Origin of the sequence: Streptomyces sp. ADI96-02 (genome assembly GCF_003846185.1) — a bacterium.
In the GTDB taxonomy this organism is placed as follows: domain Bacteria; phylum Actinomycetota; class Actinomycetes; order Streptomycetales; family Streptomycetaceae; genus Streptomyces.
Genome location: NZ_ML123034.1, coordinates 1476345 through 1492813, shown reverse-complemented (window position 1 = coordinate 1492813; position 16469 = coordinate 1476345). Strand labels below are relative to the sequence as shown.

The 16469-nt window shown below is 74.3% G+C and carries 15 protein-coding genes; 8 read left to right on the top strand and 7 right to left on the bottom strand.

Annotated features, from left to right (window positions below):
• The 5 genes from EES43_RS31160 to EES43_RS06505 form a co-directional block, all read left to right on the top strand.
• A partial coding sequence (locus EES43_RS31160; protein WP_241192331.1) for an oxidoreductase C-terminal domain-containing protein occupies positions 1–526 on the top strand: 526 nt, incomplete at its 5' end.
• Positions 527–596: 70 nt separating this feature from the next.
• Complete coding sequence (locus EES43_RS06520) at positions 597–962, top strand: Rv2175c family DNA-binding protein (RefSeq protein WP_124267826.1); 366 nt, start codon at positions 597–599, stop codon at positions 960–962.
• 74 nt (positions 963–1036) lie between these two features.
• Positions 1037–1687, top strand: a complete 651-nt coding sequence (gene thiE, locus EES43_RS06515; protein WP_124267825.1) for a thiamine phosphate synthase — start codon at positions 1037–1039, stop codon at positions 1685–1687.
• Between the two features lie 145 nt (positions 1688–1832).
• Positions 1833–2750 carry a methylenetetrahydrofolate reductase [NAD(P)H] gene (gene metF / locus EES43_RS06510; protein ID WP_124267824.1) on the top strand — a complete coding sequence of 306 codons (918 nt, stop codon included), beginning with the start codon at positions 1833–1835 and terminating at the stop codon, positions 2748–2750.
• A 48-nt stretch (positions 2751–2798) separates the two neighbouring features.
• Positions 2799–3734 carry a chromosomal replication initiator protein DnaA gene (locus EES43_RS06505; RefSeq protein ID WP_124267823.1) on the top strand — a complete coding sequence of 312 codons (936 nt, stop codon included), beginning with the start codon at positions 2799–2801 and terminating at the stop codon, positions 3732–3734.
• 83 nt (positions 3735–3817) lie between these two features.
• On the opposite strand, the gene EES43_RS06500 is transcribed toward EES43_RS06505, so the two are convergent.
• The 4 genes from EES43_RS06500 to EES43_RS06485 all read right to left on the bottom strand — a co-directional run bounded on the left by EES43_RS06500 (position 3818) and on the right by EES43_RS06485 (position 9143).
• Positions 3818–5335 carry a phytoene desaturase family protein gene (locus EES43_RS06500; protein ID WP_206429998.1) on the bottom strand — a complete coding sequence of 506 codons (1518 nt, stop codon included), beginning with the start codon at positions 5333–5335 and terminating at the stop codon, positions 3818–3820.
• A gap of 364 nt (positions 5336–5699) precedes the next feature.
• On the bottom strand, positions 5700–6311 hold the full coding sequence (locus EES43_RS06495) for a TetR/AcrR family transcriptional regulator (protein WP_124267822.1): 612 nt from the start codon (positions 6309–6311) through the stop codon (positions 5700–5702).
• 29 nt (positions 6312–6340) lie between these two features.
• A complete protein-coding gene (locus EES43_RS06490) occupies positions 6341–8428 on the bottom strand; it encodes a YhgE/Pip domain-containing protein (protein WP_124267821.1) in 2088 nt (695 codons plus the stop codon).
• Positions 8400–9143: an ATP-binding cassette domain-containing protein gene (locus tag EES43_RS06485; RefSeq protein ID WP_124267820.1), complete on the bottom strand. Its 744-nt coding sequence runs from the start codon at positions 9141–9143 to the stop codon at positions 8400–8402. The genes EES43_RS06490 and EES43_RS06485 overlap by 29 nt, the downstream gene beginning before the upstream one ends.
• Before the next feature lie 204 nt (positions 9144–9347).
• Here EES43_RS06485 and EES43_RS06480 point away from each other — a divergent pair, with 204 nt between their 5' ends.
• The 3 genes from EES43_RS06480 to EES43_RS06470 all read left to right on the top strand — a co-directional run bounded on the left by EES43_RS06480 (position 9348) and on the right by EES43_RS06470 (position 11499).
• Positions 9348–9881: an SAV_6107 family HEPN domain-containing protein gene (locus tag EES43_RS06480; RefSeq protein ID WP_124267819.1), complete on the top strand. Its 534-nt coding sequence runs from the start codon at positions 9348–9350 to the stop codon at positions 9879–9881.
• A gap of 165 nt (positions 9882–10046) precedes the next feature.
• Positions 10047–10805, top strand: a complete 759-nt coding sequence (locus tag EES43_RS06475) for a class I SAM-dependent methyltransferase (RefSeq protein ID WP_124267818.1) — start codon at positions 10047–10049, stop codon at positions 10803–10805.
• A gap of 292 nt (positions 10806–11097) precedes the next feature.
• Positions 11098–11499 carry a DUF3040 domain-containing protein gene (locus EES43_RS06470; RefSeq protein ID WP_124267817.1) on the top strand — a complete coding sequence of 134 codons (402 nt, stop codon included), beginning with the start codon at positions 11098–11100 and terminating at the stop codon, positions 11497–11499.
• A 119-nt stretch (positions 11500–11618) separates the two neighbouring features.
• Here the strand turns inward: EES43_RS06470 and EES43_RS06465 are convergent, their stop codons facing one another.
• The 3 genes from EES43_RS06465 to EES43_RS06455 are packed head-to-tail and all read right to left on the bottom strand — an operon-like array spanning position 11619 to position 16449.
• The gene (locus tag EES43_RS06465) at positions 11619–14030 is read right to left on the bottom strand and encodes a transglutaminase TgpA family protein (protein ID WP_124267816.1); all 2412 of its coding nucleotides are present in this window, start codon (positions 14028–14030) and stop codon (positions 11619–11621) included.
• Entirely contained in the window at positions 14027–15397 is a 1371-nt protein-coding gene (locus EES43_RS06460; protein WP_124267815.1) for a DUF58 domain-containing protein, read from the bottom strand. The genes EES43_RS06465 and EES43_RS06460 overlap by 4 nt, the downstream gene beginning before the upstream one ends.
• The gene (locus EES43_RS06455; RefSeq protein ID WP_124267814.1) at positions 15397–16449 is read right to left on the bottom strand and encodes an AAA family ATPase; all 1053 of its coding nucleotides are present in this window, start codon (positions 16447–16449) and stop codon (positions 15397–15399) included. Before EES43_RS06455 ends, EES43_RS06460 begins: the two co-directional genes overlap by 1 nt.
• Positions 16450–16469: the final 20 nt, after the last annotated feature.

Genomic DNA, 16469 nt, shown 5'->3' with positions numbered 1-16469 from the left:
CGGCGCCAGGCCCGCCACCGGCTGGCTCGCCGGCACCGGCGTCGGTCTCGGCCCGGACGGCTCGATCACCGCCGACAGCGCCCTGCGCACCTCGCTGCCCGACGTGTACGCGGTCGGCGACTGCGCCTCCTTCCCCTCCGCCCGCTACGGCGAGCGCCTGCTGGTCCACCACTGGGACAACGCCCTCCAGGGCCCGCGTACCGTGGCCGCCGCGATCACGGCCGCCGAGGACGGCGCGCCGCCGCCCGTCTACGACCCCGTTCCCTACTTCTGGTCCGAGCAGTTCGGCCGCTTCGTGCAGTACGCCGGCCACCACGCGCACGCCGACACCCTGCTGTGGCGCGGCGACGGGGCCGACGCCGCCTGGTCGGTGTGCTGGCTGCGCGACGACGCCCTGGTCGCCGTGCTCGCCGTGGGCCGCCCGCGCGACCTCGCGCAGGGCCGCCGGCTCATCGAGTCGGGCGCGGCGCTCGACGCCGGCCGGGTCGCGGACCCCGCCGTGCCGCTGAAGTCCGCGGCCCTGTGACGGCCCGGGCCGACCCCCGTACGGTCGGCCCGGCTACCGGCTGTCAGTCCCGGATGGCACGCTTGTCCTCGTGACCGAGATTGACGCAAAGACCGATGCTCTCGTCCCCGGCTGGCTCCACCTTCCCGACATCGCGGAAATGCTCGATGTCGAGGTGACGCGCGTACGGCAGCTGGTCAAGGAGGGCCAGCTCATCGCCGTACGCCGTGGTGAGAACCGGACGCTCCAGGTGCCCGCCGCCTTCATCGACGGCACCAAGGTGGTCAAGGGCCTCTCCGGGACCCTGACCCTCCTGAGGGACGACGGCTACTCCGACGAAGAGATGCTGGAGTGGCTCTTCACCCCCGACCCGACCCTGCCCGGCACCCCCGCGCAGGCGCTGAGCGAGAATCGCGGTACGGAGGTGAAGCGCCGCGCCCAGGCGCTCGCCGTCTGACCGGACGACCGGACGCGGGGTACGGGCCGTGCAGCACGGCCCGTACCCCGCCACGACCACGGGGGAGCCTCACCTTGTCCACGCCTCGCGAGCAGCTGTCCGATGCCCGGCTCTACCTGTGCGCGGACGCCCGTCGCCGCCAGGGCGACCTACCCGCCTTCCTGGACGCCGTGCTCGGAGCCGGTGTGGACGTCATCCAGCTCCGCGACAAGGGCCTGGAGGCCGCCGAGGAGCTGGAGCACCTGGCGGTGTTCGCCGACGCCTGCCGCCGGCACGGCCGGCTCCTCGCGGTGAACGACCGCGCCGACGTCGCCCACGCCGCCGGAGCCGACGTCCTGCACCTGGGCCAGGGCGACCTCCCGGTGCCCGCCGCCCGCGCGATCATCGGCCCGGACCGGCTGATCGGGCGCTCCACGCACGCCGAGTCGGAGGTCGACGCCGCCGTCGCCCAGCCCGGCGTCGACTACTTCTGCACCGGCCCCTGCTGGCCCACGCCCACCAAGCCCGGACGCCACGCCCCCGGCCTCGGCCTGGTGCGCCACGCCGCCTCCCTGGACCAGCCGCGCCCCTGGTTCGCGATCGGCGGGATCGACGCGGGCAACCTCGACGAGGTGCTGGACGCGGGAGCCCGCCGGATCGTCGTCGTCCGCGCGATCACTGAGGCCGACGACCCGGCCGCCGCCACCGCCGACCTGGCCCGGAGGGTCCGCGCCCGCGCGCTCTGACCTCGGCCGTCCGAGGGCGCGGGCACGGGCCGCTGTTCCAGGAGTGTCCGAGGAGTGTCCGAGGAGTGGACAGGAACCTGACCAAACAAGACAAAATATGGTGCTCTGGTTGGGGGACTGTCCACGCCCTGGTTAACCTCCCCCTATGGCCCTTGGCACACCCTCCACCAGGACGGACCACGCGCGCACCGTGCGTGACCTGCTCGCTACCGGCAAGGCCTCGTACTCCTTCGAGTTCTGGGCCCCCAAGACCGAGAAGGGCGAGCGGAACCTCTGGAACGCGCTGCGCCGAGTCGAGGCGGTGCGTCCGAGCTTCGTCTCGGTGACGTACGGCGCCGGCGGCTCCACCCGGGCCGGGACCGTCAGGGCGACCCAGCGGATCGCCGCCGACACCACGCTCACGCCGGTCGCCCATCTCACCGCGGTCAACCACTCGATCGCCGAGCTGCGCAACATGGTCGGGCAGTACGCCGACGCCGGGATCCGCAACATCCTCGCGGTCCGCGGCGACCCGCCGGGCGACCCGATGGGCGAGTGGGTCGAGCACGCGCAGGGCGTCAGGTACGCCGCCGACCTCGTCCGGCTCATCAAGGAATCCGGAGATTTCTGCGTCGGCGTGGCCGCATTCCCCGAAATGCACCCGCGGTCCACCGACTGGGAGACGGACATCGGCCATTTCGTGGACAAGTGCCGGGCCGGGGCCGATTACGCGATCACCCAGATGTTCTTCCGGCCGCAGGACTATCTCCGGATGCGTGACCGCGTGGTCGCGGCGGGTTGCGATACGCCGGTGATCCCCGAAGTGATGCCGCTCACCAGCGTGAAGCAACTGGAAAGATTCGCCCAGCTCAGCAACGCGTCCGTGCCCGCGTCGTTGAAAGAGCGCATCCTCGCCGCCAAGGACGATCCGGCCGCTGTACGCTCCATTGGCATCGAGTTCGCAACGGAGTTCTGCGCGGAGCTGCTGTCCGAGGGTGTGCCCGGACTGCACTTCATCACGCTCAACAACTCGACGGCAACGCTCGAGATCTACGAAAATCTCGGACTGCACAGGCAGTCGTGACCGGCCGTACCGCCACCTGAGCGGCGACGGCCGCAGGAGGGGGCGGGCGTGGGCTGGACGGTCCTCTACATCGCATTCGGTCTGGTGGCGCTGTGGCTGCTGGGCGAGGTGCTGCTGCAGTACAAGGCGCGACTGCGCTGGCGGCTTCTGGCCTTCGGCGGCTTCCTCGGCGTGGTCCTCGGGGTGCTCATCCCCTCCGTGCCCGTCATCACGGTCGGGGCCATCGCGTTCGCGACCGGCCAGACCTATGTGACGCTCTCCTTCCGCAGCGGTTTCTCCACCGGCTGGGCCATCGGCGGCAGCCCGAAGGAGAGCCGGCGCCGTCGCGCCCGCGGCGAACGCCCGGCCGCCAAGGAGCCCACGCTGGAGGTCTCCGGCCTGGAGGTCTCCGACCCGGGAGCCGGCCCCGACGGACCCGCCGCCACCGCACCGGACGCGTCCGTCTACGAGACGCGGCCGATGCCGGACGACACCGGGCAGTACGGCGTGTACGGAGACACCGCCCACGCCACCGGACCCGGCGGCGAGGACCGGCAGAGCGCCCCCGACCCCTCGGCGCAGCCGCAGTACGCCGCGTACGACCCCTACAGCGGATACGACCAGCAGCAGCCCGCCCAGGACGCCTACACCGGCCCGTACGGCTACGGCGCGGACCAGCAGAGCTACGCCGCCTACTCCGACCCGTACATCGGTACCACCAACGGGGCCGCGCCCTACGGCGGTTACGACGCCTACGGCTCCGGTCACGACAGCCAGGGCGGCGGGCAGCCGTACGCCGACCCCTACGGCCAGAGCTTCGGCGCGGACCCGTACGGCCCGGACGCCTACGCCACGGACACCCCGCCCGGCGGCGTCTGGGTCCCGCACCAGCGCGACACCGAGCAGTACCCGCCGATGCCGCCCGAGCAGCCGGCCCCGTACGGCAACGGCCCCGTCGACGGCAGCGGTTACGACCCCGGCCAGAACGACCGGCACCGCTACTGACGACCGCTTCCGCCGCCGACGGCCGGGCGGCCGGACCGACGGCCGGACCCGACGGCCGGAGCCAGAAAGGCTCCGGCCCGGCGTCAGCGTGACCCGCGGAAGTCGTCGCCCTCCACCACGAGTCCGGCCACCAGCGTCCCGGACATCCCCGCGTGCGCCAGCCCGCCGCCCGGATGCGACCAGCCGCCCGCCAGATAGAGCCCCGGCAGCCGGGTGCGATTGCCGGGGTGCAGATACGCGCCGCCCGCCCCGGCCAGCGCGGGCGGCGGCACCGAACCGCCCGCGGCCCCCGTCTCCTCCTCGGTCTCCGCCGGCGTGCGGACGCGCGTGTGCAGGATCCGCTCCCGCAGCCCCGGCACCACGGCCGCACCCGCGCTCACCACGGCGTCGGCGAACCGCCGCCGCAGCTCCGGGTCCGTCCAGTCCACCGGCCCGTGCGGGGCCACGGTCGCCGTCAGCGTCACCGCCTCGTGCGCCTCGTCCGGGCGGGTCGCGGGATCGTCGGGCCGCAGCACCGTCACCGTCGGCTTCGCCGCCACCCCGCCCCCGAACACCGCCTCCTGCTCCGCCGCCGCGTCGGCGGGGTGCACCACGGTCCGGTGCACCGCCTCCGGCCCGCGCGCGCCGCGCAGGGACAGCAGCACGGTGAACCGCCCCGGCACCGGCTCGCCCCCGGCCCCCGGCCGCACCGTCACATCGCCCGCCCGCCACACCCGCTGACCCGGCACCAGCCCGGCGCGCGGCCGTACGCCCAGGACCACCCGGTCCGCCTCGGCCACCGCGCCGTCCGCCAGCTCCACACCCGCGGCGCGCCCGTCCTTCTCGACGACCCGGACGACGTCCGCGCCGAAGACGAACTCCACCCTCCGCGCCACGCAGCGCTCGTACACCGCGCGGGCCAGCTCCCGCATGCCGCCCATGACGTACCAGCTGCCGAAGGTCTGCTCCATGTACGGCAGCAGCGCGGCCCCCGCCGGGGCGGCGCGCGGATCGAGGCCGTACGCCAGGGCGTAGCCGTCGAGCAGGGCCGCGAGCCGCGGATCGGTCAGCTCCCACGCGCCGACCTCGGCCACCGTGCCCGCCTGCCGGGCCGGGCGCAGCAGGCGGCGCCGGCGCGGCGCCGGATACGGATCGCGCTCCAGCACCCGGTGGTCCGGGCGCAGCGGCTCCTCCAGCAGGGGCCGGCGCGACCGGTCCCAGGCGTCGCGGGCCCGCTCCAGGAACGCGCTCCACCGTTCTCCGGCACCGGCTCCGAGCGCCGCGTCCAGGGCCGACGCCACCCCGGCACGCGAGGCGTTGGGCAGGGAGACCGCCGTGCCGTCCGCGAAGACGTGCCGGATCGCCGGGTCGACCTGGGCCAGCGTGACGCACCGCTCCAGCGGCTCCTTGCCGGTCTTCACGAAGAGGTCGCGCTGCACGGCGGGCAGGTGCAGCAGCCCGGGGCCGGTGTCGAAGACGAAGCCCTCGTGCTCATGGCGGCCGACGGAGCCGCCGTAGGTCGCCGACCGCTCGTACACCGTCACCCTGTCGCCCGCCACGGCGAGCCGGGCCGCCGCCGCCATCGCGCCCGTCCCGGCGCCGACCACCGCAATTCGTGCCATGCCGGTGACCTTATCGACCACCGCCGACCGGCCGTGCGCGAGGCCGGTGCGCGGTCCTGAGTACCCGTACTCAGGGGCCGGGATGAGTAGGCGCGCGGATGGGCCGCCGCCCGCGCGGACGGCACAGTGGTGGACACGGAGGAGGGACCGCACGGGGACCGCCGGCACGGGGCGGCGGAACGGCGTGCGGGCACCTCCTCCGCGACGGGGGTGCGCGACGGGCGGCCCGGGGACCACGGGGGACGCACGCGGTCGGGGGAACGGAACGGGCCGCCGCCGGGCACGGAGGACGCCGGTCCGGCGGAGTCCACGGGGGAAGGGACTCGGCCGGACCGGCGTCCCGTCGATCGGGGACGCCGCGGGCTCAGCGCCCGCTGACCCGCCCGTGCAGCAGCAGCGACAGCGCCGAGTGGACCTCGTCGATCGAGCGCTCCGGCTGGAACGCCTGCCAGTCCAGGGCCGCCACCAGCACCATGCCGACCAGCGCGGCGGCCGTCAGCGGGATGTCGATCTCCTCGCTCAGCTCACCGCCGTCCACCGCGTCGCGCAGCACCTCCTCGACGACGGCGACCGCCTCCTGCCGCACCACCAGCAGCGTGGACTGCCAGGCGCGGTTGGTGCGCCAGAGCTCGGCCACGTACAGCTGGGTGAAGGCCGGATAGCGGTCGATGAAGACGAGCCCGGCCCGGATCATCGCGTCCAGCGCCTCGACCCGGGTGCCCTCGCGGTCGTCGGTCTCCTCGGCGGCGGCCCGCAGCGAGGCGGTGAGCAGGCCGACGCCGTGCCGCAGCAACTCCTCGAACAGCTCGGTCTTGCTCTTGAAGTTGTAGTAGACCGTGCCCTTGGCGACCCCGGCCCGCTCGGCGATCTCGTCGACGGTGGTGGCCGAGAAGCCCTTCTCGGCGATGAGGGTGACCGCCGCCTCGTAGAGCTTCTGCCGGGTGGCCTGGCGGCGCGTGGTGCCACTGCTTTCCATGAGGCCGATTCTCACAGGTCCGCTCCCGCTCACAGGCTCAGCTCCGGGTGCAGCCGGCTGAGGCTCCACATCTGCTTGCGGCGCGCGGTGAGCGCGGTCAGGGCGAGTGCGCCCGCCGTGAACGCGGCCAGCACCGCGCAGCCCAGCCAGACCGGGCCGAGCCCGCCGCCGGTGATCAGCCTGCGCAGCCCCTCGACGACGTACGTCATCGGGAGGTACGGGTGGATCGCCCCGAAGAACCCGGGGCTCGTCTGGACGGGGTAGGTCCCGCCCGCCGAGGTCAGCTGGAGCATCAGCACGACCAGCACCAGGATTCTTCCGGCCGCGCCGAAGCAGGCGTTCAGCCACTGCACGATGGCGGCGAAACAGCAGGTCACCAGGGCGAGGAAGCCGATCGTCCCGGCGGCGTGCGCCATCCGGAGGCCGAGGCCCCAGTGCAGCACCGACATCAGCGCGGCCACCTGGAGGACGCCGATCGCGGCGACGGGGAGCCAGCCGGCGAAGGCGATCCGCCAGGCGGACGCTCCGGCGGAGAGCGCGCGCCGGTTCAGCGGTTGGATCAGCATGTACGCCACCATCGCGCCGACCCAGAGGGAGAGCGGGATGAAGTAGGGGGCGAAGCCGGTGCCGTAGTTCGGTGCCGCGTGCAGGGACTTGGAGGCGAGCTGCACGGGGTCGGCCATCACGCCGGTACGGGCGTCGCGGTCCTTCCGGTCGTAGTCGGGGATCTGCGCCACGCCGTCGTTGAGGCCCCGGGCGAGCGTCGCCGAGCCGTCGCCGAGGCGGAACAGCCCGCCGTCCAGGTTCTCGGCGCCCGTCTTCAGCTTGCCGACCCCGGTGTCGAGGTCGGCCGAGCCGGTCCGGGCGCTGCCGAGCCCGGTGCGCAGGACTTCGGCCCCCCGGGCGACCTTGTGCGCACCGGAGTTGAGGTCGTTGACCTTCCTGACGGCGGACTCCAGGTCGGAGTCCAGGGTGGGCGAGCGCTCCGCCAGCGCCCGGGCCTGCTTCTGGAGGTCGGCCAGCCGGCCGTCCAGCTTCTTGAGGTCGCCGTTCCGGTCGGCCACCAGGACGTTCACGTCGTCGGCGACCCCGGCGACGTCGACGGCCGCGGCCTTGGCGCGCTCCAGCGGGCCGCAGACCCGGGCGTCGGGTTCGGCCTCCTGGACGCACCGGGCGCGGTGGAGCGCGGTGAGTTCGTCGGCGGACTTCCGGGCGGCCAGGGCGGCGGTCGGCGCGCTCTCGGCGAGCAGGCCGAGGTTGTCGCGCACGGCCTGCGAGGCGTCGGCGACGAGCCGGGCGGTGTCGCCGATCGCCTTGCCGTTGTCCTGGAAGAACGGGCGTACGTCGGCGGCGAGGCCGTTGACCCTGTCGGCCAGGAGCTGGGTGCCGCCGGCGACCTGGCCCGATCCGGCCGCGAGGTCCCCCGCGCCCTGGTTCAGCTTGACGATCCCCTGGGAGAGCCGCTCGCTGCCCGCCTTGGAGTCCCTGAGGCCGTCCGCGAGGTCCTTGGAACCCTGCTTGGCCTTGGATATGCCGCCCTTGAGCTCGTCGGCGCCCCTGGCCGCGTCGGCGGTCCTGTCGTGCAGATCGGAGAAGTTGATGAAGATGCGGTCCAGGAAGCCCCGCGAGGCGTTGGTGGACGCGGCGGTCCGCACCTCGGCGAAGACCGTCCGGGAGATCTGCCCGACGATGTAGTTGTTGGCGTCGTTCGTCCGCACCTGGAGCGCGCCCGTCTCGGGGGAGTCCCCGCCGCTGGAGGCGATCTTGCGGCTGAAGTCGGACGGCACCGTCAACGAGAGGTAGTACGTGCCCTCCTCGACGCCCCGGTCCGCCTCGGCCGAGTCCACCTCGTGCCAGGCGAAGACCTTGGATTCGAGCAGCTTGCGGGTGATGTCGTCCCCGGCGGCGACCCGCTCGCCGTCCTCGGTGGCCCCCTCGTCGTTGTTGACCAGCGCGACGGGGAGCTTGTCCAGCCGCCCGTACGGGTCCCAGAAGGAATACAGGTACAGCGCGCCGTAGAGCAGCGGCAGGAGTAGCAGGGCCACCAGCGCGGCGGCCGGCAGCTTCCCCCTGCCGAACCGCTTCAGCTCAAGCGCGGCCAGTTTCGGCGAACGCATCGGCCTTCTCCTCGTCCGTGGTCGGTGCGGTACGTACGGCATGGGCGCCGGCGGGAGCCTCGCTGCACACGGCGAGCACGGTCGTCCCGGCGTCGGCGAGGGAGCGCAGCAGCGCCCAGACCTCGCCGCGTTCGGCGTCGGAGAGCTTGAGATCGGTGTCGTCGAGGGCGAGCAGCCGCGGTTCGCCGATCAGCGCCAGCGCGACCGACAGCCGCAGGGCTTCGAGCCGTTCCAGATCGCGCACCGAGGTGCGCTCGGCCTTGGGCAGGGCGGCGGGGTCGAGCCCGGCCGCGTCCAGGGCCCGGTCGATCCGCGCCCGCGCGGCGGCCCGGCGTTCGGCGCGCGGACGCAGCAGCGAGCGCAGCGGAGCGCCGTAACGGCCCTGGAGCAGGGCGCGTTCGCGCAGGTGCTCGCCGACGGTGAAGGCCGGGTCCAGCTCGCTGACGCCGGGCACCGGGCCCAGTGCGGCGATCGCGCGGACGGCGGCGGCCTTGGCCGGCAGTTCCAGCCCGGCGGTCTCGGCGCCGCCCTCGGTGGCGCGCATGCGACCGGTCAGAGCGAGCAGAAGACAGGTGCGGCCGGAGCCGGAAGGCCCCTCGATCGCGACGAGCGACCCCGGATCGGCGGTGAACCCCACATGGCGGAAGGCCCAGCCGCGCGATCCCTTCAGCCCGAAGTCCTCGGCGCGGACAGCCGCGCCCTGCGGACTCTCCACAGACCCTCCCCTGGTCGTGTCGTGACGCTTCCGGACGGTCCTGGTGAACTCATTGAACTGACCGGTCAGTTCAAAAAGTTAGCCCGAACTCGCGCTCGAAGCAAAACGGCAGGTCAGGGATGCGTTCGGGGTGATTGTCAGTGGGAGCCGCCACCATGGACACAGACGGCCACGGAGCCGTCACACGACGACAGGAGGTTCGTCATGGCCAGCTCGTCCGCAGCCGCAGCCGCCGCCCCGCGGCGCCGCGCAGGCAGCCCTGCCCCCTCACTGACCGGTCCGGCTAGCGATGTCCACCCCGTCCCGCGCCGCACCGCGGCGCCGCCCGCCGCCCTCGACCTCCTCGCCAAGGCCCGCGCGGGCCTGGACGAGGCCGCCCTGCTCCACGAGCCGAACGAGCGGTACGCCACCGCGCACCTCGCCGCCCTGCGCGCCGCGGCGGCCGTGCTGGCCGCCCGGGACCGGCCCGAGGCGAACAGGCGCCGCCGCGAGCCCATCCGGAGCGCCTGGGAGGTCCTTCCGGAAGTGGCTCCCGAGCTCGCCGAGTGGAGCGCGCTCTTCGCCGCCGGGGCGGAACGCCGGGCCCGCGCCGAGGCGGGCATGCCCGGAGCCGCGGACGCCCGGGACGCCGACGACGTGCTGCGCGACGCCTCCGGGTTCCTGCGCCTGGTCGAGCGCCTGCTGGTGCTCCAGCCGGTCCTGCCGCGACCGAGGCCCGAGCGGCCCGGCGGCGGGTGACCTGCGCGCGGGCGGCCCGGTGCCGGATGGCCTGCGCGGCGGCGCGAGGCAATAGGGTGGTGCACGCTCGCCCGGTGGTGCACGCCCGCATCACCTACCGCATCACCACCCGCACTGTCCACGCTCCGCCGTCCCAGGCGGCACCGTGCCGAGGAGTCAACTGCCGTGTCGGACCAGCCGCGCCCCCGCGCCTCCCTCCGTACCGCCGTGGTCTGGGAGGTCCTCAAGGACGCTCTGGACCGTCAGGCCGAGGCGGCCGGCCGGGAGGCCCTGGACGTCCTGGACACCGGCGGCGGCACCGGCAACTTCGCGGTGCCCGCCGCCCGCCTCGGCCACCGCGTCACGGTCGTCGACCCCAGCCCCAACGCGCTCTTCGCCCTGGAGCGCCGAGCCGCCGAGGCCGGGGTCGCCGACCGCGTCCGCGGAGTCCAGGGCGACATCCTCGGGCTCTTCGACGTCGTGGAGCGCGGCGGGTTCGACGCCGTGCTCTGCCACGGCGTCCTGGAGTACGTCGACGAGCCCGCCGAGGGCGTGCGCAACGCGGTCGAGGCCCTGCGCCCCTCCGGCGTCCTCAGCCTGCTGGCCGCCGGGGTGGGCGGAGCGGTCCTGGCCCGCGCGCTGGCCGGCCACTTCACCGAGGCCCGCCACGCCCTCGACGACCCCGCGGGCCGCTGGGGCGAGGGCGACCCGGTGCCCCGCCGGTTCACCGCCGGACAGCTCTCGGACCTGGTCTCCGGCACCGGCCTTGAGACCCACGCCGTGCACGGCGTGCGGGTCTTCGCCGACCTCGTCCCCGGGGTCCTGGTGGACACCGAACCGGGTGCCGTGGACGCCCTCCTCAAGCTGGAGGCGGCCGTCGCCGAGCTGCCCGCCTTCCACGCCGTCGCGACCCAGCTGCACGTCCTGGGCGAGAAGCGCGCCTGAGCCGGCCGCGCGCCGCCCCCTCCGGCGGACCGGGAGCGGTGCTGATCAGCGACGCAGCTGCGGACGGAGTAGGGCTCAGGACCTCCGTACGGCGCGCGCGCCCCGTATGATCGGGTGACACCATCCGGCATGACGGATCGGACGGCGGGGCATCTACGCCTCAGCAGCCGAGCCGACATAGCGGTCCGGACTGGCTGAACGCTAGAGGGCGGGTTTCACGGGGGCGAATCCCTGCCTATCCTGGAAGGGCCGCATACCGGTCGCCCCCGCGGCCGACGACGAGGAGGACTCCGTGCCGCTCTCGGAGCACGAGCAGCGCATGCTCGAGCAGATGGAGCGAGCGCTGTACGCCGAAGATCCCAAGTTCGCGACAGCGCTCGAGGGAAGTGGACTGCGTACGTACACCCGACGAAGGGTCTACCAGGCGGTCGCAGGCTTCCTGGTGGGTATCGCGCTCCTCATGGCCGGAATGGTCGCCCAGCAGATCTGGATCAGCGTGGTGGGGTTCCTCGTCATGCTCGGCTGCGCCGTGCTCGCGGTCACCGGATGGCGCAAAGCGCCCAAGCCGGGTGAACAGCAGCCGGCCGCCGCGGGTGGCGGCGACAGCGCACGCCACCGCCCCAGACAACGCCGGTCGATGATGAACCGCATCGAACAGCGGTGGCAGCGCCGCCGCGACGAGCAGGGCCAGTAGAACGTTCCGGCTCCGGGCCAGTCCCGGGGCCGTGTTGATGGTTTGACGCATGACCCTGATGGGTGAGGGGCGGTCGCATTATTGCGACCGCCCCTCACCGCTGTGCCTCCCGACGCTCCTCAGCCGTGCCGCCGTGTGACGCGGCGCAGCCGGGCCGCCCACGCACCGCGCCCCGGACGGGCCGCCCACCGTTCCCGGAGCGACGTCCAGCGGTCCGAGACGCCCCACATCACTCGAATGGCCGATCGAGGCAGCAGCGTCGCGCGCAGTCGCGCGCCCCGCCGGGCCGATGCCCACAGGCCCGCCCGGACCGCCAGGACGTCCTGCGTCTGCCCCGGCGCCGGGCGCGGCTCGGGGGCGTACAGCACCTGCTCGACCGAGCCGGCGATCCGGTGGACCGCCTCGGCCGCGGCGACGTCCAGCCCGCCCGCTCGGACGATGCGGGCCGCCGCCTTCCGCGGGGTCAGGGACCCGTCGGGCGCGATGCCGTGGTCCCAGGCCGAATCGGTGATCTCCCGCCAGGCCGCGAGCGTCCGGGCCGCCGCGTCCGCGGGCGTGCGCCCGAAGGAGCCGAGCCGGCGGTTCCGTATCCGGATCCGCAGGAGCAGCGGCAGCAGCGGGACCGCCGGCACCAGGGCCGCCACGAGGACCGCCATCAGCACCGAGCCGAGGGATGACCCCGGGCCGGACGGCGCCGACGCACCGGGCGCGGCCGAAGCGCCGCACTGGCCCCGGCCGCCCTGCGGCGGGCAGCTCTCGACGGTGGACGGCGTGCTCGACGGCTCGGCCGAGGGGTCCTCCGAGGGCTGCGCGGGATCGCTCGCGCTGCCGCTGGGGGTCTCCGGCACCGTGTACGAGGGAGCGCTGCCCCGGCTCGGGGTGGGCTCGAAGCGGGTCCACCCCGCCCCCTCGAAGTACAGCTCGGGCCAGGCGTGCGCGTCGCGCAGCCCGACCGAGGTCGAACCGTCCGCCTTGAGGGTGCCCGGGGCGAAGCCCACCGCCACCCGGGCCGGGATGCCGAGCGTCCGCGCCATCGCCGCCATCGTGAACGAGAAGTGGACGCAGAAGCCCTCCTTGTCCCGCAGGAACCGGGCGATGGCCGACGAGCCGGTGCCCGAGGCGACCGAGGTGTCGTACCGGAAGCCGCCCTGCACGGCGAACCAGTCCTGGAGCCTCACGGCCTGCTCGTAGGCGTTCGCCGCGCCCTGTGTGACCGATCGAGCCGTCTCCGCGACCACCCTCGGCAGCGAGTCCGGGACCCGGGTGTACTCGTTCACCACGTCCTGCGGCGGCGGTCCGGCCGCCGCGAGCTGCGCCGCCGTCGGCTCGACGATCAGACTGCCGACCTCGTACTGAGCGCCGCGCGTGGTCTGCCCCTCGTCTCCGACGAGCGTGCGGCCCTCCGGCTCGTACCGCCAGCGGCCGTCGACGCCGACCTCGGTCGCCGGGTAGGGGAGCGGCAGATAGGTCTGCCGGTAGGACGGCGAGGCGGAGAAGTTCGTCCGGATCTCCGTGACGGCGACGTCCCGGCCCAGTCCGGTGGGCTGCGGGAGGCGGTCGGGCACGTCCGTCAGACGGCGCGTGGAGGAGCGCCACTCGCTGCCGTTGAACTCGTCCAGGGCCAGGATCCGCAGATACAGGCCCTGCGGATCCTCGGCGTTGGTGCGGTACGTCAGGACCTCGCGGTCCTCCGGCTGGTTCAGGTTGTTCTGCAAGGAGACCAGCGGGTTCACCGCCGAGATGGTGCCTCCGCCGCTGCCCTTGCCGTTCCCCGGGCCCCTGTCGGCGAGCAGGCCGCCGTCCAGGGCGGGCAGCGCCGCCGGCGCCACCAGCGCCAGGCCCAGGGCGACCGCGCCGATGCGCCGCCCGGTCCGCAGGGGCGGCGAAGTGCCCCCGCCCGCAGGTCCGTTCGCCCTGCCGGGGAAGCGGGACGAGCCGCCGCCGAAGACCCGGCCCCACTGGGAGAGCCGGTCGCGGCCCTCGGCCAGCAGGAGCAGCAGATAGCCGGCGGCGGCCAGCACGAAGAACGGCCAGGCCGCGCCGCCGTCGGTGAGACCGGCCGCGACCGAGTACAGCGCGAGCAGCGGCAGACCGGCCGGGGCCGCGCTGCGGAAGGTCACCGCGAGCGCGTCCACCGCGAGACCGATCAGCACCATCCCGCCGACCACCAGCAGCCGGATGCCGTCCGTCGCCGGGGCCGGGATGGAGTACGTGCCGACGTCCTCGCCGCCGGCCACCAGCAGCTCGCCGAGCCGCATCAGGGCCTGCGGGCCGGGAACGAGCCCGAGCAGGGCGTCATCCCGGGCGAACAGGAGCGTCAGGAGCCCCAGCGTCACCAGGGCCTGGCAGGCGATGGTCAGGGACCGGGCCGCCGACAACCGGCGCGCGAGCGCGCCCACCCCGCTCTGGACCGCCAGCAGCAGCGCCGCCTGGACGAACCAGCCCGCCCCCTCGACCAGTGGCAGCAGCGCTCCGCCCGCCAGCAGCGTCGCCGCGCCGCCGCCCAGCGCCAGCCGGGTCCGCCCGCTCATGACCATCCCCCCGGGAAATCCGTCGTGCCGCCGCCCGCGGCGGACGGCGCCTCGGCGTGCAGCCGGCCCGCCTGCCGCCACAGCGCGGGCAGTTCGGCGCCCTGGGGCACGGACACCACGATCCAGCCCGCCTCGCGCAACCGCCGCAGCAGCTCGGCGGCGGGCGGAGCCGCCGGCTCCCCGGCGGCGACCCAGTGGGCGCTCTCCAGGACGAAGGCGACCGCCGCGCGGCTGCGTTGCCGCATCCGGGCCGCGACCGCGACCTCCTCCTCGGCGAGATCTCCGAAGAGGGCGATCAGCAGCCCCTCCTCGCCGCCGCGCAGCACCGCGTGGGCGCGCTCCAGCCCGCCGCCGTCGGAGTGGCCGACCACCGCCAGGGTGTCGAGCAGGAGACCGGCCGCGTCCGCGGACTCCTGCGTCGACCCCGCGAATCCGTCGGACCCCTCGCCGGGCACCGTGCTCCCGTCGTCCGTCAGCAGCCGGACGGCGAAGCCGCGCTCCAGCATGTGCACGAGCGCCGAGGCGGCGGCCGACACCGCCCATTCGAACGCCGAGTCGGGCCCGGCGCCCTCGAAGGCGATCCGCCGGGTGTCCAGCAGCACCGTGCACCTGGCCCGCTGGGGCTGCTCCTCGCGGCGCACCATCAGCTCGCCGTGGCGTGCGGTCGAGCGCCAGTGAACCCGGCGCAGGTCGTCGCCGTGCCGGTAGCCGCGCGGAATGACGTCGTCCTCGCCGGCGAAGGCGAGCGACCGCCCGCGGCCGTCGCCGTATCCGGACGCCTCGCCCGCCAGCCGCAGGGGCGGCAGGGGCGCCGTGCGCGGGATGACGACGAGGGTGTCGTACGCGCTGAAGGATCGGGTCAGTTCGCACATGCCGAACGGGTCGCCGAGCCGCAGTTGCAGCGGCCCGAGCGGATAGCGGCCCCGCAGGTCCGAGCGGACGCGGTAGGACACCTCGCGGCGTCCGCCCGGCTCCACCCGGTCCAGCACGAACCGGGGCCGCGGCCCCAGCACGTACGGCACCCGGTCCTGGAGCATCAGCAGACCGGTCGCGAGCCGCGAGACGTTGTCGATGCGCAGGTGCACGCGCGCCTCCGAGCCGGCGGGCACCCGGGAGGGCGCGAGCCGGCGGGTGCCCGTCACCCGGTGGTGGGTGCGCCAGAGCACGGCCACGCAGATGAGCGGCAGCACCGCCAGCAGCAGGCCGACCCGCAGCAGGTCGGCCTGGCCGAGGACGTAGGCGCAGCCCGCGGCGGCCAGTCCGGCGGCGAGGAACGAGCGCCCCCGGGTGGTGAGGCCGCCCAGCGCGGAGCGCAGGCCGCCCCTCCTGCCGGCGTCCTCGACGGTGCCGGGCCCGCCGGCGGACATCACAGCCGCCGTGCGCCGGGCTGCTGCCGGCCGTACGGCGGACGGCCCTGCTCGTGGACGCCCGGCGCGGCGGTCGCCGCGTCGCCGGCGGTCGTCGGGACCGGGACGCGCTGGATGATCTCCAGCACCACCTGCTCCGCGGTGCGGCGGTTCAGCTGGGCCTGCGCGGTGGGCAGCAGGCGGTGGGCGAGCACGGGCGCGGCGAGCGACTGGACGTCGTCAGGCAGGGCGTAGTCGCGTCCGCTGAGGGCGGCCGAGGCTTTCGCGGCGCGCAGCAGGTGCAGCGTCGCGCGGGGGGAGGCGCCGAGTCTGAGGTCGGGGTGGCCGCGGGTGGCCCCGACGAGCTCCACCGCGTAGCGGCGGACGGCGTCGGCGACGTGGACCGTGCGGACCGCGTCGATCAGCTTCACGATGTCGTGGGCGTGCGCCACGGGCTGGAGGTCGTCCAGCGGCGACACACCGCCGTGCACGTCGAGCATCTGCAACTCGGCGTCCGGGCTCGGGTAGCCGATGGAGACCCGGGCCATGAACCGGTCGCGCTGGGCCTCGGGCAGCGGATAGGTGCCCTCCATCTCCACCGGGTTCTGCGTGGCCACCACCATGAACGGGTCGGGCAGCTCGTAGGTCCGGCCGTCGATGGTGACCTGGCGCTCCTCCATCGACTCCAGCAGCGCCGACTGCGTCTTCGGCGACGCGCGGTTGATCTCGTCGCCGATCACGATCTGGGCGAAGATCGCGCCCGGCTTGAACTCGAAGTCGCGCCGCTGCTGGTCGAAGATGGACACGCCGGTGATGTCCGAGGGCAGCAGGTCCGGAGTGAACTGGATGCGGCGCACCGAGCAGTCGATGGACCGTGCCAGCGCCTTGGCCAGCATGGTCTTGCCGACGCCGGGGACGTCCTCGATGAGGAGGTGCCCCTCCGCGAGCAGCACGGTCAGCGAAAGCCGTACGACCTCGGGCTTGCCCTCGATCACACTCTCCACCGACCTGCGCACCCGCTCCGCCGTCGTGGTCAGATCCGTAAGGCTCGCTCGATCGTCATAGGTCGTCACCCGGCCCTCCTCGGCCCTTT